This is a genomic window from Rhizobium sp. Rhizsp42 (assembly GCF_047304155.1).
In the GTDB taxonomy this organism is placed as follows: domain Bacteria; phylum Pseudomonadota; class Alphaproteobacteria; order Rhizobiales; family Rhizobiaceae; genus Rhizobium.
On sequence record NZ_JBGLYS010000013.1, the window covers coordinates 73,306 to 91,668 of the forward strand.

The 18,363-nt window shown below is 62.0% G+C and carries 18 protein-coding genes; 11 read left to right on the forward strand and 7 right to left on the reverse strand.

From position 1 onward, the window contains the following. The first annotated feature begins 171 nt into the window (after positions 1-171). From ACCD05_RS14705 to amn, 3 genes are all read left to right on the forward strand, one after another. Entirely contained in the window at positions 172-510 is a 339-nt protein-coding gene (locus tag ACCD05_RS14705; RefSeq protein WP_047513524.1) for a DUF2147 domain-containing protein, read from the forward strand. 170 nt (positions 511-680) lie between these two features. After that, positions 681-890, forward strand: coding sequence for a hypothetical protein (locus ACCD05_RS14710; RefSeq protein WP_247750131.1), 210 nt, complete (start codon positions 681-683; stop codon positions 888-890). 118 nt (positions 891-1,008) lie between these two features. Continuing rightward, on the forward strand, positions 1,009-2,511 hold the full coding sequence (gene amn / locus ACCD05_RS14715) for an AMP nucleosidase (RefSeq protein WP_018898839.1): 1,503 nt from the start codon (positions 1,009-1,011) through the stop codon (positions 2,509-2,511). Positions 2,512-2,525: 14 nt separating this feature from the next. Here amn and ACCD05_RS14720 read toward each other — a convergent pair whose 3' ends face one another. Then, on the reverse strand, positions 2,526-3,488 hold the full coding sequence (locus ACCD05_RS14720; RefSeq protein ID WP_413393564.1) for a lysylphosphatidylglycerol synthase transmembrane domain-containing protein: 963 nt from the start codon (positions 3,486-3,488) through the stop codon (positions 2,526-2,528). 69 nt (positions 3,489-3,557) lie between these two features. On the opposite strand from ACCD05_RS14720, the gene ACCD05_RS14725 reads away from it, so the two are divergent. Beyond that, positions 3,558-4,574, forward strand: coding sequence for a glycosyltransferase family 2 protein (locus tag ACCD05_RS14725; RefSeq protein ID WP_413393660.1), 1,017 nt, complete (start codon positions 3,558-3,560; stop codon positions 4,572-4,574). Next, a complete protein-coding gene (locus ACCD05_RS14730; protein WP_413393566.1) occupies positions 4,567-6,063 on the forward strand; it encodes a glycosyltransferase family 39 protein in 1,497 nt (498 codons plus the stop codon). The genes ACCD05_RS14725 and ACCD05_RS14730 overlap by 8 nt, the downstream gene beginning before the upstream one ends. 7 nt (positions 6,064-6,070) lie before the next feature. On the opposite strand, the gene ACCD05_RS14735 is transcribed toward ACCD05_RS14730, so the two are convergent. After that, positions 6,071-7,438: an aspartate aminotransferase family protein gene (locus tag ACCD05_RS14735; RefSeq protein ID WP_413393567.1), complete on the reverse strand. Its 1,368-nt coding sequence runs from the start codon at positions 7,436-7,438 to the stop codon at positions 6,071-6,073. An 83-nt stretch (positions 7,439-7,521) separates the two neighbouring features. Here ACCD05_RS14735 and ACCD05_RS14740 point away from each other — a divergent pair, with 83 nt between their 5' ends. Then, complete coding sequence (locus ACCD05_RS14740) at positions 7,522-8,874, forward strand: glutamine synthetase family protein (RefSeq protein WP_413393569.1); 1,353 nt, start codon at positions 7,522-7,524, stop codon at positions 8,872-8,874. Here ACCD05_RS14740 and ACCD05_RS14745 read toward each other — a convergent pair. Then, positions 8,871-9,815 (reverse strand): diacylglycerol/lipid kinase family protein, encoded by a 945-nt coding sequence (locus tag ACCD05_RS14745; protein WP_026283068.1) that lies wholly within the window; start codon positions 9,813-9,815, stop codon positions 8,871-8,873. The two genes, ACCD05_RS14740 and ACCD05_RS14745, sit on opposite strands and share 4 nt — an antisense overlap. A gap of 299 nt (positions 9,816-10,114) precedes the next feature. Between ACCD05_RS14745 and ACCD05_RS14750 the strand changes: the two genes are divergently transcribed. Beyond that, complete coding sequence (locus ACCD05_RS14750) at positions 10,115-11,332, forward strand: MFS transporter (RefSeq protein WP_413393571.1); 1,218 nt, start codon at positions 10,115-10,117, stop codon at positions 11,330-11,332. Here ACCD05_RS14750 and ACCD05_RS14755 read toward each other — a convergent pair. Then, complete coding sequence (locus tag ACCD05_RS14755) at positions 11,303-11,710, reverse strand: winged helix-turn-helix transcriptional regulator (protein ID WP_413393573.1); 408 nt, start codon at positions 11,708-11,710, stop codon at positions 11,303-11,305. The genes ACCD05_RS14750 and ACCD05_RS14755 overlap by 30 nt on opposite strands. Positions 11,711-11,813: 103 nt before the next feature. Here ACCD05_RS14755 and ACCD05_RS14760 point away from each other — a divergent pair, with 103 nt between their 5' ends. Together ACCD05_RS14760 and mgtE are read left to right on the forward strand one after the other, a co-directional pair. After that, positions 11,814-12,827 carry a zinc-binding alcohol dehydrogenase family protein gene (locus tag ACCD05_RS14760; RefSeq protein WP_413393575.1) on the forward strand — a complete coding sequence of 338 codons (1,014 nt, stop codon included), beginning with the start codon at positions 11,814-11,816 and terminating at the stop codon, positions 12,825-12,827. A gap of 320 nt (positions 12,828-13,147) precedes the next feature. Further along, positions 13,148-14,524 carry a magnesium transporter gene (gene mgtE / locus ACCD05_RS14765; RefSeq protein WP_413393577.1) on the forward strand — a complete coding sequence of 459 codons (1,377 nt, stop codon included), beginning with the start codon at positions 13,148-13,150 and terminating at the stop codon, positions 14,522-14,524. A gap of 41 nt (positions 14,525-14,565) precedes the next feature. Here the strand turns inward: mgtE and ACCD05_RS14770 are convergent, their stop codons facing one another. Next, entirely contained in the window at positions 14,566-15,186 is a 621-nt protein-coding gene (locus tag ACCD05_RS14770; RefSeq protein ID WP_413393579.1) for a L,D-transpeptidase, read from the reverse strand. 174 nt (positions 15,187-15,360) lie between these two features. Between ACCD05_RS14770 and ACCD05_RS14775 the strand changes: the two genes are divergently transcribed. Then, entirely contained in the window at positions 15,361-15,597 is a 237-nt protein-coding gene (locus tag ACCD05_RS14775) for a type II toxin-antitoxin system VapB family antitoxin (protein ID WP_113199241.1), read from the forward strand. Continuing rightward, entirely contained in the window at positions 15,594-15,959 is a 366-nt protein-coding gene (locus tag ACCD05_RS14780) for a type II toxin-antitoxin system VapC family toxin (protein WP_413393581.1), read from the forward strand. Before ACCD05_RS14775 ends, ACCD05_RS14780 begins: the two co-directional genes overlap by 4 nt. Here ACCD05_RS14780 and ACCD05_RS14785 read toward each other — a convergent pair. After that, positions 15,950-16,483, reverse strand: a complete 534-nt coding sequence (locus ACCD05_RS14785) for a GNAT family N-acetyltransferase (protein ID WP_413393583.1) — start codon at positions 16,481-16,483, stop codon at positions 15,950-15,952. The two genes, ACCD05_RS14780 and ACCD05_RS14785, sit on opposite strands and share 10 nt — an antisense overlap. Before the next feature lie 11 nt (positions 16,484-16,494). Next, positions 16,495-18,159 (reverse strand): electron transfer flavoprotein-ubiquinone oxidoreductase, encoded by a 1,665-nt coding sequence (locus ACCD05_RS14790; RefSeq protein WP_413393585.1) that lies wholly within the window; start codon positions 18,157-18,159, stop codon positions 16,495-16,497. Between the last annotated feature and the right edge of the window lie 204 nt (positions 18,160-18,363).

Here is an 18,363-nt window from a genome sequence, read left to right on the forward strand (position 1 = left end):
TCAGAGTTGAAAATCAACCCTTCATTCACCACGAAATCAGCGTCGAAATGAAAACACACGGAAATTCGTCTTCGCGAACAGGCACTTTCAGGCATGCCGGAACCACAAATATTTACCTTTACGTTCGCGTAAGCTATCGTCCGCAACCTCAGGACATCAGGGAGGAATAAGATGATCCGCAGCCTCATTCTGGCGAGCGCATTGGCGCTTTCCGCAACGCTTGCGCATGCCGAGGAGCCGATCGCAGGCAATTGGAAGACGGTGGCGGGCGATACCGCCGTGATCGCATCCTGTGGCGGCAGCTACTGCATCACGCTGAAGACGGGCAAATATGCCGGGCGCAAGATCGGCACGCTGACGGGCAAGGACGGCACCTATAATGGCGAGATCACCGATCCGAGCAACGACAAGACCTATAGCGGCTCGGGCACGGTCTCCGGCAACTCGCTGAAGATGAAGGGCTGCGTGCTCGCCGTTCTCTGCAAGTCGCAGACCTGGACACGCCTGTAAGACAATATCAGGTGCGCCCGGCCCATCGGGCGCATCTCCTCCGTCCTTCCCGCCCATGCTTCTTTCATGAACGGCGGATGAATTCCGATCTCAGCATCGGTTCAGCCTGACCATGGCAAAACGGTGTCATTCTAAAGTGCACTGCGTCGCAAGCAGCACTCGGCGCACACATGACATTCGGAACATGGCACATGGGCAAGGATACGGAAGTGCTTATCATGGCAAGACGCTTCACCATCATCACGCTGTTCGCAGCGATCTTCGCCGTCTCGTTTTCGGCGGCCGTCAACCGCAATGCCGGCGGGGGCGCGCAGTCGCATTTCGGCGCGAACTATACCTGCGTCGACAGAACCAACCCGATCTGCACCAGCGTCAACTGACGCAGCCGCGACCGGCAACCGCCGACCCCGGCTGCCGGTCATCCTGGTCATTCAGCACATGTCATGCTGGTCATGAACGCGTCGTTTGCTTGTTAAGAACGACGTACTATAATGCCTCATGAGCAACCGAATCTCTCCTTCTGCCCCCCTCGACGTCTCGTCTCCGAGCCCCTTCAAGCCGCAAAGTTTCGACGATCCCATCAAGGCCGTCGAAGCGCTGACAGAGCTTTACGAGCGCAACACGACCTTCCTGATCGAGCACTTCAAGGAACTGGCGCAGGGCGCGCCGATCACCTCGCGCTACCGGGCGTTTTATCCGCAGGTGAGCATCGAGACGACCAGCTTCGGCCATATCGACACGCGCCTTTCCTATGGCCACGTCACGGCGCCCGGCATCTACACGACGACGATCACCCGTCCCTCGCTCTTCCGGCACTATCTGAAGGAACAGCTCGGGCACCTGATGCGCAATCACAATGTGCCCGTCGTCGTCTCCGAATCGACCACGCCGATCCCGCTGCATTTCGCCTTTGGCGAAGGAGCCCATGTGGAGGCATCCGCGTCGGCTTTCGTCGATGTACCGATGCGCGATCTGTTCGACACGCCCGACCTCAACACCACCGATGACGAGATCGCCAACGGCGAATATATCCCGCCGCCGGGCGAGCCCTCGCCGCTTGCGCCTTTCACGGCGCAGCGCATCGACTATTCGCTGGCGCGCCTCTCGCACTATACGGCGACCGGCGCGCAGCACTTCCAGAACTTCGTGCTGTTTACGAACTACCAGTTCTATATCGACGAGTTCTGCGCCTGGGCACGCAAGCTGATGGCAGACGGCGGCGACGGCTATACTTGCTTCGTCGAGCCCGGCAACATCGTCACCCATGCCGGCTCCAGCACGCCGGAGACGGACGCGACGCTGTCGCGCCTGCCGCAGATGCCGGCCTATCACCTCAAGAAGAAGGGCCATGCCGGGATCACCATGATCAATATCGGCGTCGGCCCGTCCAACGCCAAGACGATCACCGACCATGTGGCGGTGCTGCGCCCGCATGCCTGGCTGATGCTTGGCCATTGCGCCGGCCTGCGCAACAGCCAGCGATTGGGTGACTACGTGCTGGCGCATGCCTATATGCGCGAAGACCACGTTCTCGACGACGACCTGCCGGTCTGGGTGCCGATCCCGGCGCTTGCCGAAGTGCAGGTAGCGCTGGAGGCCGCCGTGGCCGAGATCACCGGCTACGAGGGCTTCGAGCTCAAGCGCATCATGCGCACCGGCACCGTGGGTACGATCGACAACCGCAACTGGGAACTGCGCGACCAGCGTGGACCGGTGAAGCGGCTGTCTCAGGCCCGTGCCATCGCGCTCGACATGGAATCGGCGACCATCGCCGCCAACGGCTTCCGCTTCAGGGTGCCTTACGGGACGCTGCTTTGCGTCTCCGACAAGCCGCTGCATGGCGAACTCAAGCTACCTGGGATGGCAACGGCCTTCTATCGAACGCAGGTCAACCAGCATCTGCAGATCGGCATCCGCGCCGTGCAGAAGCTCGCGGCCATGCCGCCGGAGACGCTGCATTCGCGCAAGCTCAGAAGCTTCTTCGAGACGGCCTTCCAATAGCCGCCTCGCTTTTCTCACGAGGTGCGACGACGACCGAACGGCAATGAGATTGCCGTTCCCGTGAGAGCGGAAACAATGATCAGCAGATGGGCATTGATGCTTGCGCGCGCGAGTGCCGCGATATCGGCGGCATTGCTCGACGCGCCGAAGGCAACGGCGCCTGCCGTGATGCCCGCCGGATAGGTGCCGACACCGCCAGGGGCATGCATCGGCAGCACCGACGACAGCTCACCGCCGAGTGCGCCGCCGAAGCTTGCAGCCGCCGGCACGACGCCCATCAGCCGCAGCGCCCAGGCTAGCACCAGCACCTTGACCAGCCAGTTGATGACGGTCATCGCCCAGGCGCGCGCGAAGGCCGATGCATTTGCCGGCAGGCCGTTTTCGATCTCGGCGACGAAGTGCTGCAGTTTCCTCGGCAGGAGCTTCGCGGCAAGGCGCACAAGCGGTTTGCGCGCCGCGAACGCTCCGACCGGCAGTAGCAGGAATGCGGTCCAGAGAAGCCATGCGACCAGCTTGTGCGGCGAGGCGATGGCGAAGCCGATGCCCGCTGCGGCAAAGAGCGCATGAAGATCGAGAAGACGCATGACGAGCAGCGCCGCCGTTCCGCGCGCCAGCGGAATGCCGAATTCAGTGCGCATCAAGAGCGGGAAGCTGGTTTCGCCGGTTCGAAACGGCAGCATGATGTTCAAGAGGTTATGGACTTGCGTGACGCGGAAGAGCGCCGTGAAGCGGCCGCTGGTTTCGCGCGGGAAGTAATCGTAGATGCGCCAGGTGCGCAGGAAATAGGTGCTGGTCAAAAGCGCCAGCGCGGCAATGATCGTCAGCGCGCCGACCTCGGCCCATTGCCGCAGAATGGTCGACCAGCCCCAGAACCACTCGATGAAGGCGGCATAGACTATGACAATTATGACTGTGAACAGCAGCATTCGATTGCGTGCGAACCAGGATTGTCGGCTGGCAACCACCGGAGACTTCATGTACTAGCTTCCTGCCTTCGGCCGACAGAAGAGCGGCACCACTGGGCGGCGTTTTAGGAGAAATACGTGTTGCAGACAACGGCAGAAACACTTTCAGGCGCGATCGACGCCGCTGCTCCCGTCGAACTATCGCTGGTCGTCCCCGTCTTCAACGAAGAAGAAAGCGTAGGCCCGCTGGTTGATCGCATCTGCTCGGCGATGACCCGCTACCCCAACCGCTGGGAGCTCATCCTGGTCGACGATGGCAGCACGGACGCCACGCTCGTCAATGCTCGCAAGCATATCGGCCGCGACGGCCTGTCGCTTCGCATCGTGGCGCTGCAGCGCAATTTCGGCCAGACCGCCGCCATGCAGGCCGGCATCGACACGGCCACCGGCCGCCTGATCGCCACCATGGACGGCGACCTCCAGAACGATCCGAACGACATCCCGCACATGGTCGCCGAACTCGAGCGTCGCGAACTCGACCTGCTCGTCGGCTGGCGTAAGAACCGTCAGGACGGGCTTTTGCTGCGCAAGATTCCTTCCTGGTGCGCGAACTACCTGATCGGCCGCATCACCGGCGTGAAGCTGCACGACTATGGCTGCAGCCTGAAGATCTATCGCACCTCGGTCATCAAGCAGGTGAAGCTGATGGGCGAGATGCACCGCTTCATTCCGGCCTGGGTCGCCGGCGTCGTGCCGAGCTCGCGCATCGGCGAAATGGTCGTCACCCACCATGCCCGCGCGCACGGCCAATCGAAATACGGCATCTCGCGCACGTTCCGGGTTATCCTCGATCTGCTCTCGGTGATGTTCTTCATGCGCTACAAGGCGCGTCCGGGCCATTTCTTCGGCTCGCTGGGTCTCGGGCTCGGCGCCTTGTCGGCGCTGATCCTGATCTATCTGTTCTTCGACAAGTTCATCATGGGCAACGATATCGGAGCCCGACCGATGCTCATGGTCGGCGTCGTCCTTCTTCTGTCGTCGGTGCAGATGATAACCACCGGGATCCTGGCCGAAATGATCGCGCGTACCTACTACCGCGACGACGTCTCGCCCAACTATATCGTCCAGCGGATCTTCGACGGGAATGAGAATGCGTAATCTCCTGGCGCGCAAGCCGGATGCCGTCGTCTGGCTGATCGCCGGGTATTTCTGCATCCAGTTTATTGTTCGTCTCCTGCAGCCACACGGCCTGAGATTTGACGAGTCGCAGCAGGCATTCGTCTCGCAGTGGCTGACGCTCGGCTATGATTCGCAGCCGCCGCTCTACAACTGGCTGCAATCGATCGTCGTCTGGTTCTTCGGTCTGTCGCTGGCAACAGTGTCCGCGACCAAGAACCTGGTGCTCTTTCTCGTCTACCTGACCTATTACAAGCTTGCCCGCGAGGTGCTCGAGGACAAGCTTTACGCTGTCATCGCGACGCTTTCGCTGCTGACCATCCCTCAGCTCTTCTGGGAAGCGCAGCGCGACCTCACCCACACCGTCATTCAGCTTCTGACGATCAACCTCTTTCTCTACGGCGTGATCAAGACGCTGAAGGCGCCGTCGCTCGGCTCCTATGCGTTCATGGGGCTGGCGCTCGGATTGGGGATGCTGTCGAAGTACAATTTCACGCTCGTCGCGGTGGCCACTATCCCCGCCGTCTGGCTGCATCCGCAGGGACGCGCGCGGATCATGGATCGGCGGTTCCTGCTGTCGATCGCGCTTGCCGTGCTGATCTTCCTGCCGCACGGGCTCTGGCTGCTCCACAATCTCGATATCGCGTCGGGGCGTACGCTTGGGATCATGAAGCAGGAAGCGCCAGACACGGCGTTTGCTAAGCTGGTGCAGGGGCCATTCAAGTTCCTGCGGCTTGTCTTGGTCATCATGGCGCCGACGGTAATCGTCTATGCGATCGTCTTCGGCCGCTCCTTCTGGAAAAGCCTTCGTGCATCCTCCGAATGGACACGGTTCTTCACCGCTCTGTTCGTCACGATCGCGCTTCTGGTGCTGATTCTGGTCGTCACGATCGGCATGACCTCGCTGCGCGACCGATGGCTGCTGCCATTCCTGTTCCTCATGCCGATCTATTTCTGCTTGAAGATGCAGGCCGCCGGGCATCACTCGGATAGTCACTTCCGCCGCTTCATCGTCGTGCCGCTGGTTCTGATGATCGTCATCCCCGCCGCTTTGCTCGCCAGGCCGAACCTGCCTACCCTGTTTGGTCGGTACGAGGCCTACAACGTGCCCTATAGCGGCTTTGCCAAACACATTGCTGCTGAGGAGAGCAAGACGCCGGGTCTCATCGTGACCGACAGCTGGCTGCCGGCCGGAAACCTGCATCTGCAGTGGCCGAATGTGCCGCTGATGTCGCGGTTCTTCGACAATATGAAGATCGCCTACGAGTGGACAGCTGACAGGCCGATCCTGATGGTGTGGATCACCAAGGACAGCGGAGAGGCTTTGCCGCCCCTGCTCGCCGAATGGATCAACCAAAATCTCGGTGAGCAATATAGCGCCGTCGACGTGAAGAGCACCTCCGTCCCCTATCACCGGGGACGGCCGGAGGATCAGGTCGGTTTCAGCTACGTCTGGATCTATCCGAAGTAAGCGGGCCTCAAGCCTTGAGTTCCTTCCACGCCGCATCCAGCGCAAGCTTGGCGATGCGGCCCATCTCGTCGACCTCCTCATGGCTAATGACGAGTGGCGGGGATGCGAGCATGCGGTCGCCGGTGGCGCGCAGGATGAGGCCGTGGGCGAGCGCGTGATTGCGGACAAGCGTGCCGACGGCATCGGGCTTTTCGTAGCGGGTGCGGGTTTTCTTGTCGGCTGTGAGCTGCAGCGCTGCCATCAGGCCGATGCTCTGGACCTGACCGACGAGGTCGTGCTCGCCGAGCGCGCTCCAGACCTTGGCGAAGTAAGGCCCGATGTCGTCGCGAACGCGCTCCACCAGCTTTTCGTCCTCGATGATCCTGAGGTTCTCTAGCGCGGCGGCAGCGCAGACGGGGTGGCCGGAGTAAGTGAAACCGTGGTTGAAATCGCCGACCTCGTTGATCAGGATATCGGCGACGCGATCGCTGACCAGCACGCCGCCTATCGGGAGATAACCCGACGACAGGCCCTTGGCGATCGGCGCCAGATCCGGCTCCACGCCGAAATACTGGTGACCGAACCATTCGCCGAGACGGCCGAAGCCGCAGATCACTTCATCGGCGACGAGCAGGATGTTGCGCGCCTTGCAGATGCGGGCGATCTCCGGCCAGTAGGTTTCCGGCGGGATGATCACGCCGCCCGCGCCCTGCACCGGTTCAGCCACGAAGGCGGCAACGTTATCCTCGCCGAGTTCGTCGATCTTCGCTTCGAGCTCACGCGCGACCTTGAGGCCGAATTCGGCCGGAGAAAGATCGCCGCCCTCTCCATACCAATAGGGTTGTCCGATATGGACGATCCCCTCGATCGGCAGGTGCCCCTGCTCGTGCATGTATTTCATGCCGCCGAGGCTGGCGCCGGCGACGGTCGAGCCGTGATAGCCGTTCTTGCGGGAGATCACGATCTTCTTCGACGGCTGGCCGATGGCGCTCCAATAGACGCGGGCCATGCGAAACCATGTGTCGTTGGCCTCGGAACCGGAGCCGGTGAAGAACACGTGGTTGAAGCGCGGGCCGGCATGGGCCGTGACCTTTTCGGCAAGCAAGGTCGTCGGCGTCGTCGTGGTGCCGAAGAAGGTGTTGTAATAGGGCAGTTCGTTCATCTGCCGCGCCACCGCCTGGGTGATCTCGTTGCGGCCATAGCCGACATTGACGCACCAGAGGCCGGCAAAACCATCGAGATATTTGCGGCCGTGATTGTCCCAGACGTGCACGCCCTCGCCGCGCTGGATGATGCGAGTGCCATCCGCATTCAGCTTCTTCATATCGGAGAATGGATGCAGATGATGAGCGGCATCGATGGCGGCGAGATTGGAGCGCGCGTAAGTATCAGACATGATTTGCTAAACACCCTCGGATATTGAAAGCCTCTTCCCAATGAGCTACGACCTTGGCCTTGTCCGAGGGGATTTTCAAGATCATGGCGAGCGACAACATGCACGGCAAAGCTGCGGGTGGCGATCCGCGCATCGAAATCCTGCTGGTCGGTATGAATGGCGATCTGCGCGGCAAGCAGATCCCGCTCGAAGCGCAGAAGAAGGTATGGGCCGGCGAAGTCCGCCTCCCCTCCTCCACGCAGTCGCTGGATATCTGGGGCGACGACAATGACGATATCACCGGACTGTCGCTATCCGTCGGCGATCCCGATGGACACTGTCTTCCCGACCGGCGCAGTCTTGCGCCGATGCCTTGGGCGCCGGAGGGCTCGGTCCAGGTGCTCGCCACCATGCATGAATTCGACGGCACGCCGAGCTTCATGGACCCGCGCGCCATCCTGCAATCGGTGCTGAACCGCTATGCTGAGCGCGGCCTGACGCCTGTTGTGGCCACGGAACTCGAATTCTACGTGGTGGCGCCGGACTGGCGCGAGACCGGCCGGCCGATGCCGCCGGCAAGCCTGACCTATCAGGGCGATCCGAACGGCTTCCAGCTCTACGACATGAGCGCCGTCGATGCGCTCGACGACTATCTCCAGACGGTGCGCGCCTATGCGAAGGCGCAAGCGCTGCCGGCGGATGCGACAACGGCTGAGTTCGGCCCCGGCCAGTTCGAGATCAACCTTTTGCACCGCGCCGACGCGCTGGCGGCGGCCGACGACTGCATCTACCTGAAGCGGATCGTGGAGCAGGCGGCGCGCAAGCACGGGCTGAAATCCACCTGCATGGCGAAGCCCTATTCGGATCACGCCGGCTCAGGCCTGCATGTGCATGCCAGCATCATCGACCGCGAGGGCCGTAACATTCTCGATGCCAAAGGCGGAGAGGCAACGAAGCTGAAATCGGTCTGTGCGGGGATGCTGCAGAGCATGCGCGACGCGCAATTGGTGTTCGCACCCTTCGCCAACTCCTACCGCCGCTTCCAGCCGGGCTCCTTCGCGCCTGTGGATCTCACCTGGGGCTACGGGCATCGCGGCACTGCGATCCGCATTCCCGACAAGAACGGCCCGGCCGCCCGCATTGAACACCGCGTTGCCGGTGCCGACGCCAACCCCTATCTGCTGCTCGCGGCCATTTTAGGCGGCATGCTGCTCGGGCTCGACGATGAGCTCGACCCCGGCGAGGAGACGACGCCGTCGCATATGCCTGACAATACCACCAAGCTGACGCATGACTTCCTGACGGCGGTTGAAACGTTCAGGGCGTCGCCGTTCATCGCGGACATCTTCGGCCAGGCCTACCAGAGGCTCTACGGCGACACGAAGCGGAAGGAGGCGATCACGCACCTCCGCACCGTTTCCGACTTCGATTACCGCACCTATCTGCCGCGGCTTTAGGACGTCGGTTCGCGGCGTTCGGCCTCATCGACCTGGGCGGCAAGCCCCTGTCGGACGAGAACCTTGAGTTCGCCGGGATGCAGCTTCAGCGCCACGTCGCGGGCGAGCGGCAGGAGTTCGCCGTCCATGACGCAATTGGCCTTGGAGTGCACTTTCGGGAAGTGCAGATGCACTTCGGCCGGGTGCATGATCATCACGTCGGCGTTTTCCCTCACCTTCCCGCGCAGGAGATCGATGGCGAGCCGCGCCACGCCCCATGGCTTCAAGGGCTTGGCGGTGTAGAAGCCGAGTTCGCCCGAGGTCAGCGTATCGGCGTAAAGCAGCGCATTCTCGCCGAAGGGGTTGTTCGATACCGACACGGCCGACACCTTGCGGCGTTCCTTGATGCCTATAGCCTCGAACTCGACCTCGAACTCCGGCGGATTGAGCACGACGCCAAAAGCCGCGCGGGTGCTGGCGCGCATTTTCCCCAACCGGGACCTATAGCTGTAGGAATTGCGATAGCGGACCATGCGCGCATGAAGACCGGCGGAGAACTGGTGGATGAAGGGGCGGTCGTTGGCGCTGGCGATGTCGACATGATCGACCTCACCCGAGGCCAGAACATCGAGCGCCTGCCAGATATCGAGCGGAATGCGCAGTGATCGCGCAAACAGGTTCATCGTCCCGGCCGGGATCACGCCGAGCGCCACGCCATTTTTCCAGGCGATGGAGGATGCGGCCGAGATAGTGCCGTCGCCGCCGCCGGCGACGATGCCGTCGATGTCGTCGCGGCGGGCGGCGCGCTCCATGGCCGGAACGATCTCCTTGCCCGGAAAGACCACCGCCTCGAAATCATGGCCGGCTTCGCGGAAAACCCGTTCCGCATGCTTCTCGTACGCCTCCATGTCGGTCGTGCGAAAGGTGCCGCCATCGCGGTTGAAAAAACCTATAAGCTTCATCGAGTTCCCGTTATTCATCGGCTGACGCGCTGCTTAGACATGGTTGCTGTGCGTGCAATTTCAAGCAGATGGCATGTCAAATGACGCCGTTACGCGCGCGTTCAGCCGGCACGCCGCCTACGTATGCGCCTGGCGGGATGCTGCGCTGCATAAAACGCACATGACGGCTCCCAACAAATCGTAAATTAATACCGCGTTGGAGCAGGCGCTCCATCTCCCTCATTTTCCGCTTGTCCGTCCGGCAGTGACACTTCATTGCGCGACTGTTCCAAGCCATTGCATGCCGAAGGAGCTCGCGCTTGAGCCAGGTCGCCGTAAACGATTCCATCGCCGACATCCCCGTCTCCGAGGCGCCCTCGCCCATGGCGGTAGCGCTCGTGCAGCTGGCGCTGGCCTGTGGCGGCTTCGGGATCGGCACCGGCGAGTTCGCGATCATGGGCCTGCTTCCCAATGTCGCCGGCACGTTTTCCGTGACCATCCCGCAGGCTGGTTATGTCATCAGCGCCTATGCGCTCGGCGTTGTCATCGGCGCTCCCGTGATTGCCGTGCTGGCCGCCAAGATGGCGCGCCGCTCGCTGCTCTTGCTGCTGATGGGGATCTTCGCCGTCGGCAATATCACGAGTGCCATGGCTCCCTCGTTCGAGAGCTTCACCGTGCTGCGCTTCATCACCGGCCTGCCGCACGGCGCCTATTTCGGCGTGGCCGCGATCGTCGCCGCATCGATGGTGCCGGTGCACAAGCGCGCCCGCGCCGTTGGCCGCGTCATGCTGGGCCTGACGATCGCGACGCTGCTCGGCACCCCGCTCGCCACCTTCTTTGGCCAGTCGCTCGACTGGCGCGTCGCGTTTACCGCCGTCGGCGTGATCGGCCTCGTGACCATGGCGCTGATCTGGTACTACGTGCCGCGCGATGAGGTGTCCGAAGGCGCGAGCTTCATGCGCGAACTCGGCGCCTTCAAGCGTCCGCAGGTGCTGCTCACGCTTGCGATTGCGGCTGTCGGCTACGGCGGCATGTTCGCCATGTTCAGCTACATCGCCGACACCACCACTGATGTCGCCATGCTGCAACCAGGAATGGTCGCCGTGATGATGGTGCTGTTCGGCGTCGGCATGAATGCCGGCAATGTCGTCGGCTCCTGGCTCGCCGACAAATCGATCATGGGCACGATCGGCGGCTCGCTGGTCTTCAACATCATTGTGCTGACGCTATTCTCGCTCACCGCCTCCAGCCCGTTCATGCTCGGCCTTTGCGTCTTCCTGATCGGTTGCGGCTTCGCCGCCGGCCCGGCGCTGCAGACCCGCCTGATGGATGTCGCCGCCGATGCGCAGACGCTGGCAGCCGCCTCCAACCACTCCGCCTTCAACATCGCCAACGCGCTCGGCGCCTGGCTCGGCGGCCTCGTCATCGCCTGGGGTTATGGCTCGGCTTCGACGGGTTATGTCGGCGCGATCCTGTCGGCACTCGGCATCGTCGTTTTCGCGGCTTCGCTACGCCTCGACCGCCGCAGCCGCGGCTGACCCTTCACAGGCCGCCACATCCCTGAGGTGGCGGCCACTGGGGCGGCAGGAAATGTTTTCCTCGCCCCATGCGGCCAAGGCGGCGATGACGGGCTTCAACGTCTTGCCAAGCGGCGTCAGCGCGTAATCCACGCGCGGCGGCACGACGGCAAACACGGTGCGCGACACCAGACCGCATTCCTCCAGTTCCCGAAGCTGCTTAGTCAGCATCCGCTGCGTTACCGATGGCAGCTTGCGGCGCAGTTCGTTGAAGCGCAGCGTGCCCTCCATCAGGTGAAAGAGGATCACGCCCTTCCACTTGCCATCCAGAAAACTCAACGTCGCCTCGACGGGGCATCCGGGGAAGTTCTCGGTCAGCTTGTCTCTCGGCAACGACATTTGACGGTATCCTTTTGGGTACTACGTACAGAATTTGTGCATTCTTGCGTGATCCTAACGTAAGACGCATCTAGCATCCGTGCAACAAACACTGGAGTCTTTCATGCGCGCCGTCGCCTACACCACACCGCAGCCCATTTCCGCCGAAACGTCCCTGATCGACGTCGACCTGCCGATGCCTGAGGCCAGCGGCCACGATCTCCTGGTTGAGATCAAGGCCGTCTCGGTCAATCCCGTCGACACCAAGATCCGCATCGGCGTGGCGCCCGCGGAAGGCGAGTTCAAGGTTCTCGGTTGGGACGCGGCCGGCATCGTCAAGGCGGTCGGCCCCGAGGTTACGCTGTTCAAGGTCGGTGACGAGGTCGCCTATGCGGGCGCGATCAATCGCCCCGGTTCCAACGCCGAGTTCCATCTGGTCGATGAGCGCATCGTCGGCCGCAAGCCCACGAGCCTCGATTTCGCGGCCGCCGCTGCCCTGCCGCTGACTTCGATCACTGCATACGAAGCGCTGTTCGACCGCCTGAAGGTGCAGGACGCCGTACCGGGCGCCGCCAACGCCATCCTCATTATCGGCGGCGCCGGTGGTGTCGGCTCGATCGCCATCCAGATCGCCCGCGCCTTGACCGACCTCACCGTCATCGCGACGGCCTCGCGGCCGGAAACACAGGCATGGGTGAAGGAACTCGGCGCCCACCATGTGATCGACCATTCGAAGCCGATCGCTCCGCAGATGGCAGCACTCGGCATTGGCGCACCCGGCTTCATCTTCTCCACGACGAACACCAGCGACCACCTGCAGGATATCGTCGAGGCCATCGCGCCGCAGGGCCGCTTTGCGCTCATCGACGATCCGAAGACGCTCGACATCGTGCCCTTCAAACGCAAGGCGATTTCGATCCACTGGGAGCTGATGTTCACGCGCCCGCTCTTTAACACCGCCGACATGATCGAGCAGCACAAGCTCCTGAACAAGATCGCCGACCTGGTCGATGCCGGCACCATCCGCACGACGCTGAACGAGACGCTCGGCGTGATCGATGCGGCGAACCTGAAGACGGCGCACGCGATGATCGAGAGCGGGAAGACCAAGGGCAAGCTGGTGCTCGCAGGCTTCTGATGGCGACAGGCTCGTCCCGGTGGATGAGCATTTCGGCATAAAGAAGCGACTCATTCATCACGCCCACGAAGAAAGCCGCGCGGGCTGCGCGGCTTTCTCGCCGCAACCGCCTACCCCGCTTGACTTTTTCAGCGTTTGGGACCACCTACAGCATCACGCACGGAACGCCCGTTCCGAGCGGATATCAACGGAGCCATCTCACGATGCCAAGCGACAGTAGTAGTCGATTGCCTTTGCCGTACGCGGCCTTCGTGCGCTGACCGATATCGATCGGGCTCGCCCGTCGGACGCTGCGGCGGATCGACGGAAAGGCGAGCTATATGAACATCAATCGCTTCCCTCTGCGGGCAGGCCATGCCGCCCGTTTCTTTGCCAGCGACAGCCTCGGTGCCATCACCACGGCTGAACGCGTCGAGCGTCTGAACGCGCTCGAAATTCCCGAAGCAGCGGCTATCCTCGCCACGCTGCCGCAGCAGAAGGCCGTCCGCATACTCGGACGCCCGGAGCTGCATCATGCCGCTGCGATGCTGACCGAAATGCCGGTCGAGCAGACCGCACGGCTTTTGAACGCCACCGCCAACGATCGCGTCGCCGACCTGTTTCAGGAAATGGACGAGGCCGCACGGGCACACCTGTTTTCCAAGCTCGACCGCGCGACCTGCCTCGCCGTGCAGCACCTCATGGGCTACCCGCCGCGCACGGCCGGCAGCATCATGACGACGGAATTCGTCAGCGTGCCGGCGACCTGGACGGTCGAGAAGACGCTGGAGCATGTGCGCAAAGTCGAGCGTTCGCGCGAGACCGTCTATGCGATCTATGTTCTCGACGTGGAGACACAGGCGCTCACGAGCGTCGTCACGCTGCGTCGCCTTATCAACGGCGAACCGCAGGCCTCGGTGCTGAGCGTCGCCCAGCAGGGCGGCATCGTTCGGGCCGATCCGCTAATGACGCAGGAAGACGTGGCGCGGCTGATCCGCAAGCACAATCTGCTGGCTCTGCCTGTTATCGGCGAGAACGGCCATATGCTGGGAATCGTGACCGTCGACGACGTGATCGACACGATGATCGCCGACCAGACGGAAGACGCGCAGAAGTTCGGCGGCATGGAGGCGCTCGGGAAGCCCTACATGGCGATCAGCTTCGCCGGCATGCTGAAGAAGCGCGCGGGCTGGCTCTGCGCCCTCTTCCTCGGCGAGATGCTGACGGCAAGCGCCATGCAGCATTTCGAGGGCGAGCTGGAAAAGGCGATCGTGCTGACGCTGTTCGTGCCGCTGATCATGAGCTCCGGCGGCAACTCCGGTTCGCAGGCGACCTCGCTCATCATCCGGGCGCTGGCGCTGGGCGAGCTGAAGCTGTCGGACTGGTGGCGGGTTCTGCTGCGCGAATTGCCGACCGGCATCGTGCTCGGCTCCATCCTCGGCGCCGTCGGTTTTGCCCGCATCATCCTGTGGCAGACTATCGGGCTCTATGACTATGGCGAGCACTGGATCCTCGTCGGCTTCACGATTTTCGCGGCGCTGATCGGGATCGTGACGTTCGGCTCGGTCGCAGGCTCGATGCTGCCCTTCGTGCTGCAGAAGCTGCGGCTCGATCCAGCCAGCGCCTCGGCACCCTTTGTCGCCACGCTGGTCGACGTGACCGGGCTGGTGATCTACTTCTCGGTGGCGCTGCTGATCCTCAGCGGCACATTGCTTTAAATAGGAAAACGGGGCCAATCGGCCCCGTTTCTCATTGTCACTTAGGCCGTTGCCTGGATGACGACGACTTGTGCGCCGGGCTCTACCCGTTCGTAGAGATCGATGACATCGTGGTTGAGCATGCGGATGCAGCCGCTTGACATGGCAAGACCGATCGACTGCGGCTGGTTTGTGCCGTGAATGCGGAAATGGGTGTCGTTGCCGCCGCGGTAGAGATAGATGGCGCGGGCGCCGAGCGGATTGTTCGGCCCACCCGGCATGCCGCCAGCGAGCTTGCGGTAGCGCTCTTCGCGGCGCTGCATGTTTTCGGTCGGCGTCCAGCTTGGCCATTCGGCCTTGCGCCCGACATAGGCGCCGCCTGCAAAGGCCAGCCCTTCCCGGCCGACGCCGACGCCATAGCGCATCGCCTGATTGTCGCCGAGGATGTAATAGAGGCGGCGGGCGGGCGTATCGACGACGATGGTGCCAAGGCTGTAGCTCGAGGCGTAGCTGACCTGCTGGCGACGAAGCTCCGGATCAATCTTGTCGATCGGCATGGCCGGCAACGGAAACTTCTCGGCCGGAATGGCCGCGTAGTTGGCGCGATGATCAGGACCGCTTGCAGCGCAGCCGGCGAGAAGCGCGGAGACGCCCAAAACGAAACCACGGCGGGAAAGCGACATCGAAGCAGTTCCTTAACGTTCGGTTGATGAGACCGAGGTTAATGAGATTATGGTTAATGAACTGCTAAGCGTGTACCTGCGGTAACGCATTCGTTAAGAGGTTGTGAGGTGGCTGCTCGACATCCGTTGCGGGAAGGCGCATCATTAGATGCACGATTTGATGCGGAGGCTTAAATGCGAACGACGGTGACGCTGGACGACGATTTGATCAAGCGTGCGCAGGAGGTGACTGGAATCAGCGAACGTTCCGCCTTGTTAAAAGAGGCTTTGACGCGCCTGATACAGCAAGAGGCAGCACGTCGCTTGATTATGCTTGGTGGCAGCGCTCCAGATTTGAAAGCACCCCCGCGCCGTCGCTGGAATGAGGACGGCACTTGGGGTGGGAATGTCGACATGGATTTGCCGGAGTGATCCTGCTCGACACATCACTCTGGATCGATCATCTGCGAAAGAGCGACGGGCAGGTCGAATTCCTGCTCAAACGCAATCAGATACTCGTTCATCCGTTTGTTATCGGAGAAATCGCACTCGGGTTCATGCCGCGTTACGACGCGACGATAAAAGCGCTAAGCGAGTTGCCTCAAGCCAGCGTGGCCGACAATGATGAAGTGCTAGCGCTCATTAGTCGGCACGCCTTGATGGGAAGCGGGATTGGCTATGTCGATGCGCATCTTCTGGCATCCGTGATGCTGTCTGCTGGCTCCCGTCTCTTTACTCGCGACAAACGTCTTGCTCGAATCGCGACCGCGCTAGAAGTCGGCTTTCAGCCCTGAGTCGGTCGCCCAAGCGTGAGCATCATGGCCACGCGCCGTTGCGGGTCCATGCCGTTGCTGATCTCATCATCGATCTTCGCTCGCAGAAATGGCGGCATGTCCTCGCCGTCTACCGTTTGAAAGCCGATGGATTGGTAGAAAGGTGCGTTGAAAGGGACATGGCGGTCCGTCGTCAACGTCAGCGCGGAAAGCCGGCGTGTCCTTGCCATGTTGACCGCGTGGGACATCAGTTGCCGGCCGACGCCCTTTCGTTGCCAGTCCCTGCCGACATCGAGCTCGATCACATAAAGCGTGTCGTGGATTTCTTCCGCCGCGAGGAAGCCGACCGGGTGATCATCGCCGTCAGCGGCCACGATCAGCAGGCCGGCTTCAAGCGCTTTTCGCAGGATAGCGTGCGGCAAGGCATGCGCGGCGTCGGAGATGCCCAACGCCTCCGACAATGTCGCGAAGGCGTCAAGTTCGATCTCGGTGAGGCGCGGCAGTTCTTCCAAGCGCGCCTGCCTGATCGCGAAGGTAGCGCTCATGGCTCTCTACCTTACATATTCGGATAGACCGGCCCCTCGCCGCCTTGCGGCGGCACCCAGTTGATGTTCTGGTTGGGGTCCTTGATGTCGCAGGTCTTGCAGTGGACGCAGTTCTGGGCGTTGATGACGTAGGTCTCCTGCCCGTCCTTCTCGACCCACTCATAGACGCCTGCGGGACAGTAGCGCGTCGAGGGACCGGCGAAGATGTCGTGTTCCGACGACTTCTGCAGAGCCATGTCCTTGACCTTCAGATGCACCGGCTCGTTCTCTTCGTGATTGGTGTTCGACAGGAACACCGAGGAGAGACGGTCGAAGGTGAGCACGCCGTCGGGCTTGGGGTAATCGATCGGCTTGTGCTTGGCAGCCGGTTCCAGGGATGCGGCGTCGGTCTTGCCGTGGCCGAGCGTGCCGAAGAAAGAGAAGCCGAGGAGCTGGTTGGTCCACATGTCGAGACCACCGAGTGCGACGCCGATCGCCGTGCCGAACTTCGACCACAGCGGCTTGACGTTGCGGACCTTCTTCAGGTCTTTGCCGATGTCGCTTGCGCGCCATTCGTTCTCGATCTCGATGACCTCGTCATTGGCCCGGCCTGCGGCGATCGCGTCGGCGATGCGGTCTGCCGCCAGCATGCCCGAGAGCACGGCATTGTGGCTGCCCTTGATGCGGGGAACGTTGACGAAGCCGGCCGAGCAGCCGATCAGCGCGCCGCCGGGGAAGGTCAGCTTCGGCACCGACTGGTAACCGCCCTCGGTGATGGCGCGCGCGCCATAGGACAGACGCTTGCCGCCCTCGAAGGTGGTGCGGATTGCCGGATGCGTCTTGAAGCGCTGGAATTCCTCGAAGGGATAGAGATAGGGGTTCTTGTAGTTCAGGTGCACCACGAAGCCGACGGCCACGAGGTTGTCCTCCAGATGATACAGGAACGAGCCGCCACCGGTCTTCATGCCGAGCGGCCAGCCGAAGGAGTGCTGCACGAGACCCTGCTTATGGTTCTCCGGCTTGACCTGCCAGAGCTCCTTGATGCCGATGCCGAATTTCTGGGGTTCGCGATCCTTCTGCAGGTCGAACTTGGCGATGAGCTGCTTGGCGAGCGAGCCGCGCACCCCTTCCCCGATCAGCGTATATTTGCCCAGCAATTCCATGCCGCGGGTGAAGTTCGGGCCGGGTTCGCCGTTCTTCTCGACGCCCATGTCGCCGGTCGCGACACCGATGACCGCACCCTCGTCGTTGTAGAGCACTTCGGTGGCGGCAAAGCCCGGATAGATCTCGACGCCCAAGGCTTCCGCGTGGCCCGCCAGCCAGCGACAGACGTTGCCGAGCGAGACGATGTAGTTGCCGTGATTGCTCATCAGCGGCGGCATGGCGAAGTTCGGCAGGCGGATGGAGCCGGCCGGGCCGAGCAGCAGGAAGTGGTCGTCCTTGACCTCGGTCTTGAAGGGATGATCGGCCTCTTCGCGCCAATCCGGCAGCAGGCGATCGATACCAACGGGATCGACGACGGCACCCGACAGGATATGCGCGCCGACTTCGGCGCCCTTCTCCAGCACCACGACGGAGAGTTCGGGATTGACCTGCTTCAGCCTGATCGCGGCCGAGAGGCCGGCAGGACCGCCGCCGACAATCACGACGTCGAATTCCATGCTCTCGCGTTCGGGCAGTTCAGTCGCTTCGGTCATTCATCATTCTCCGCTCGGCCGGCTTTGCGGCCATAATTCCCCGTGTGTAGGCTATCTCTTGGCAAAACATGGCTGGATTGTCGAGCCGGGAAACGACAGCCAATACCCCATTTCGCGCAATGATATTCCTCTTCACCAGAGAACTACATGCCACTTACGTCAACGTCAATAAATGAAGCTGATGACGCCATGGCCGGTCTTTCC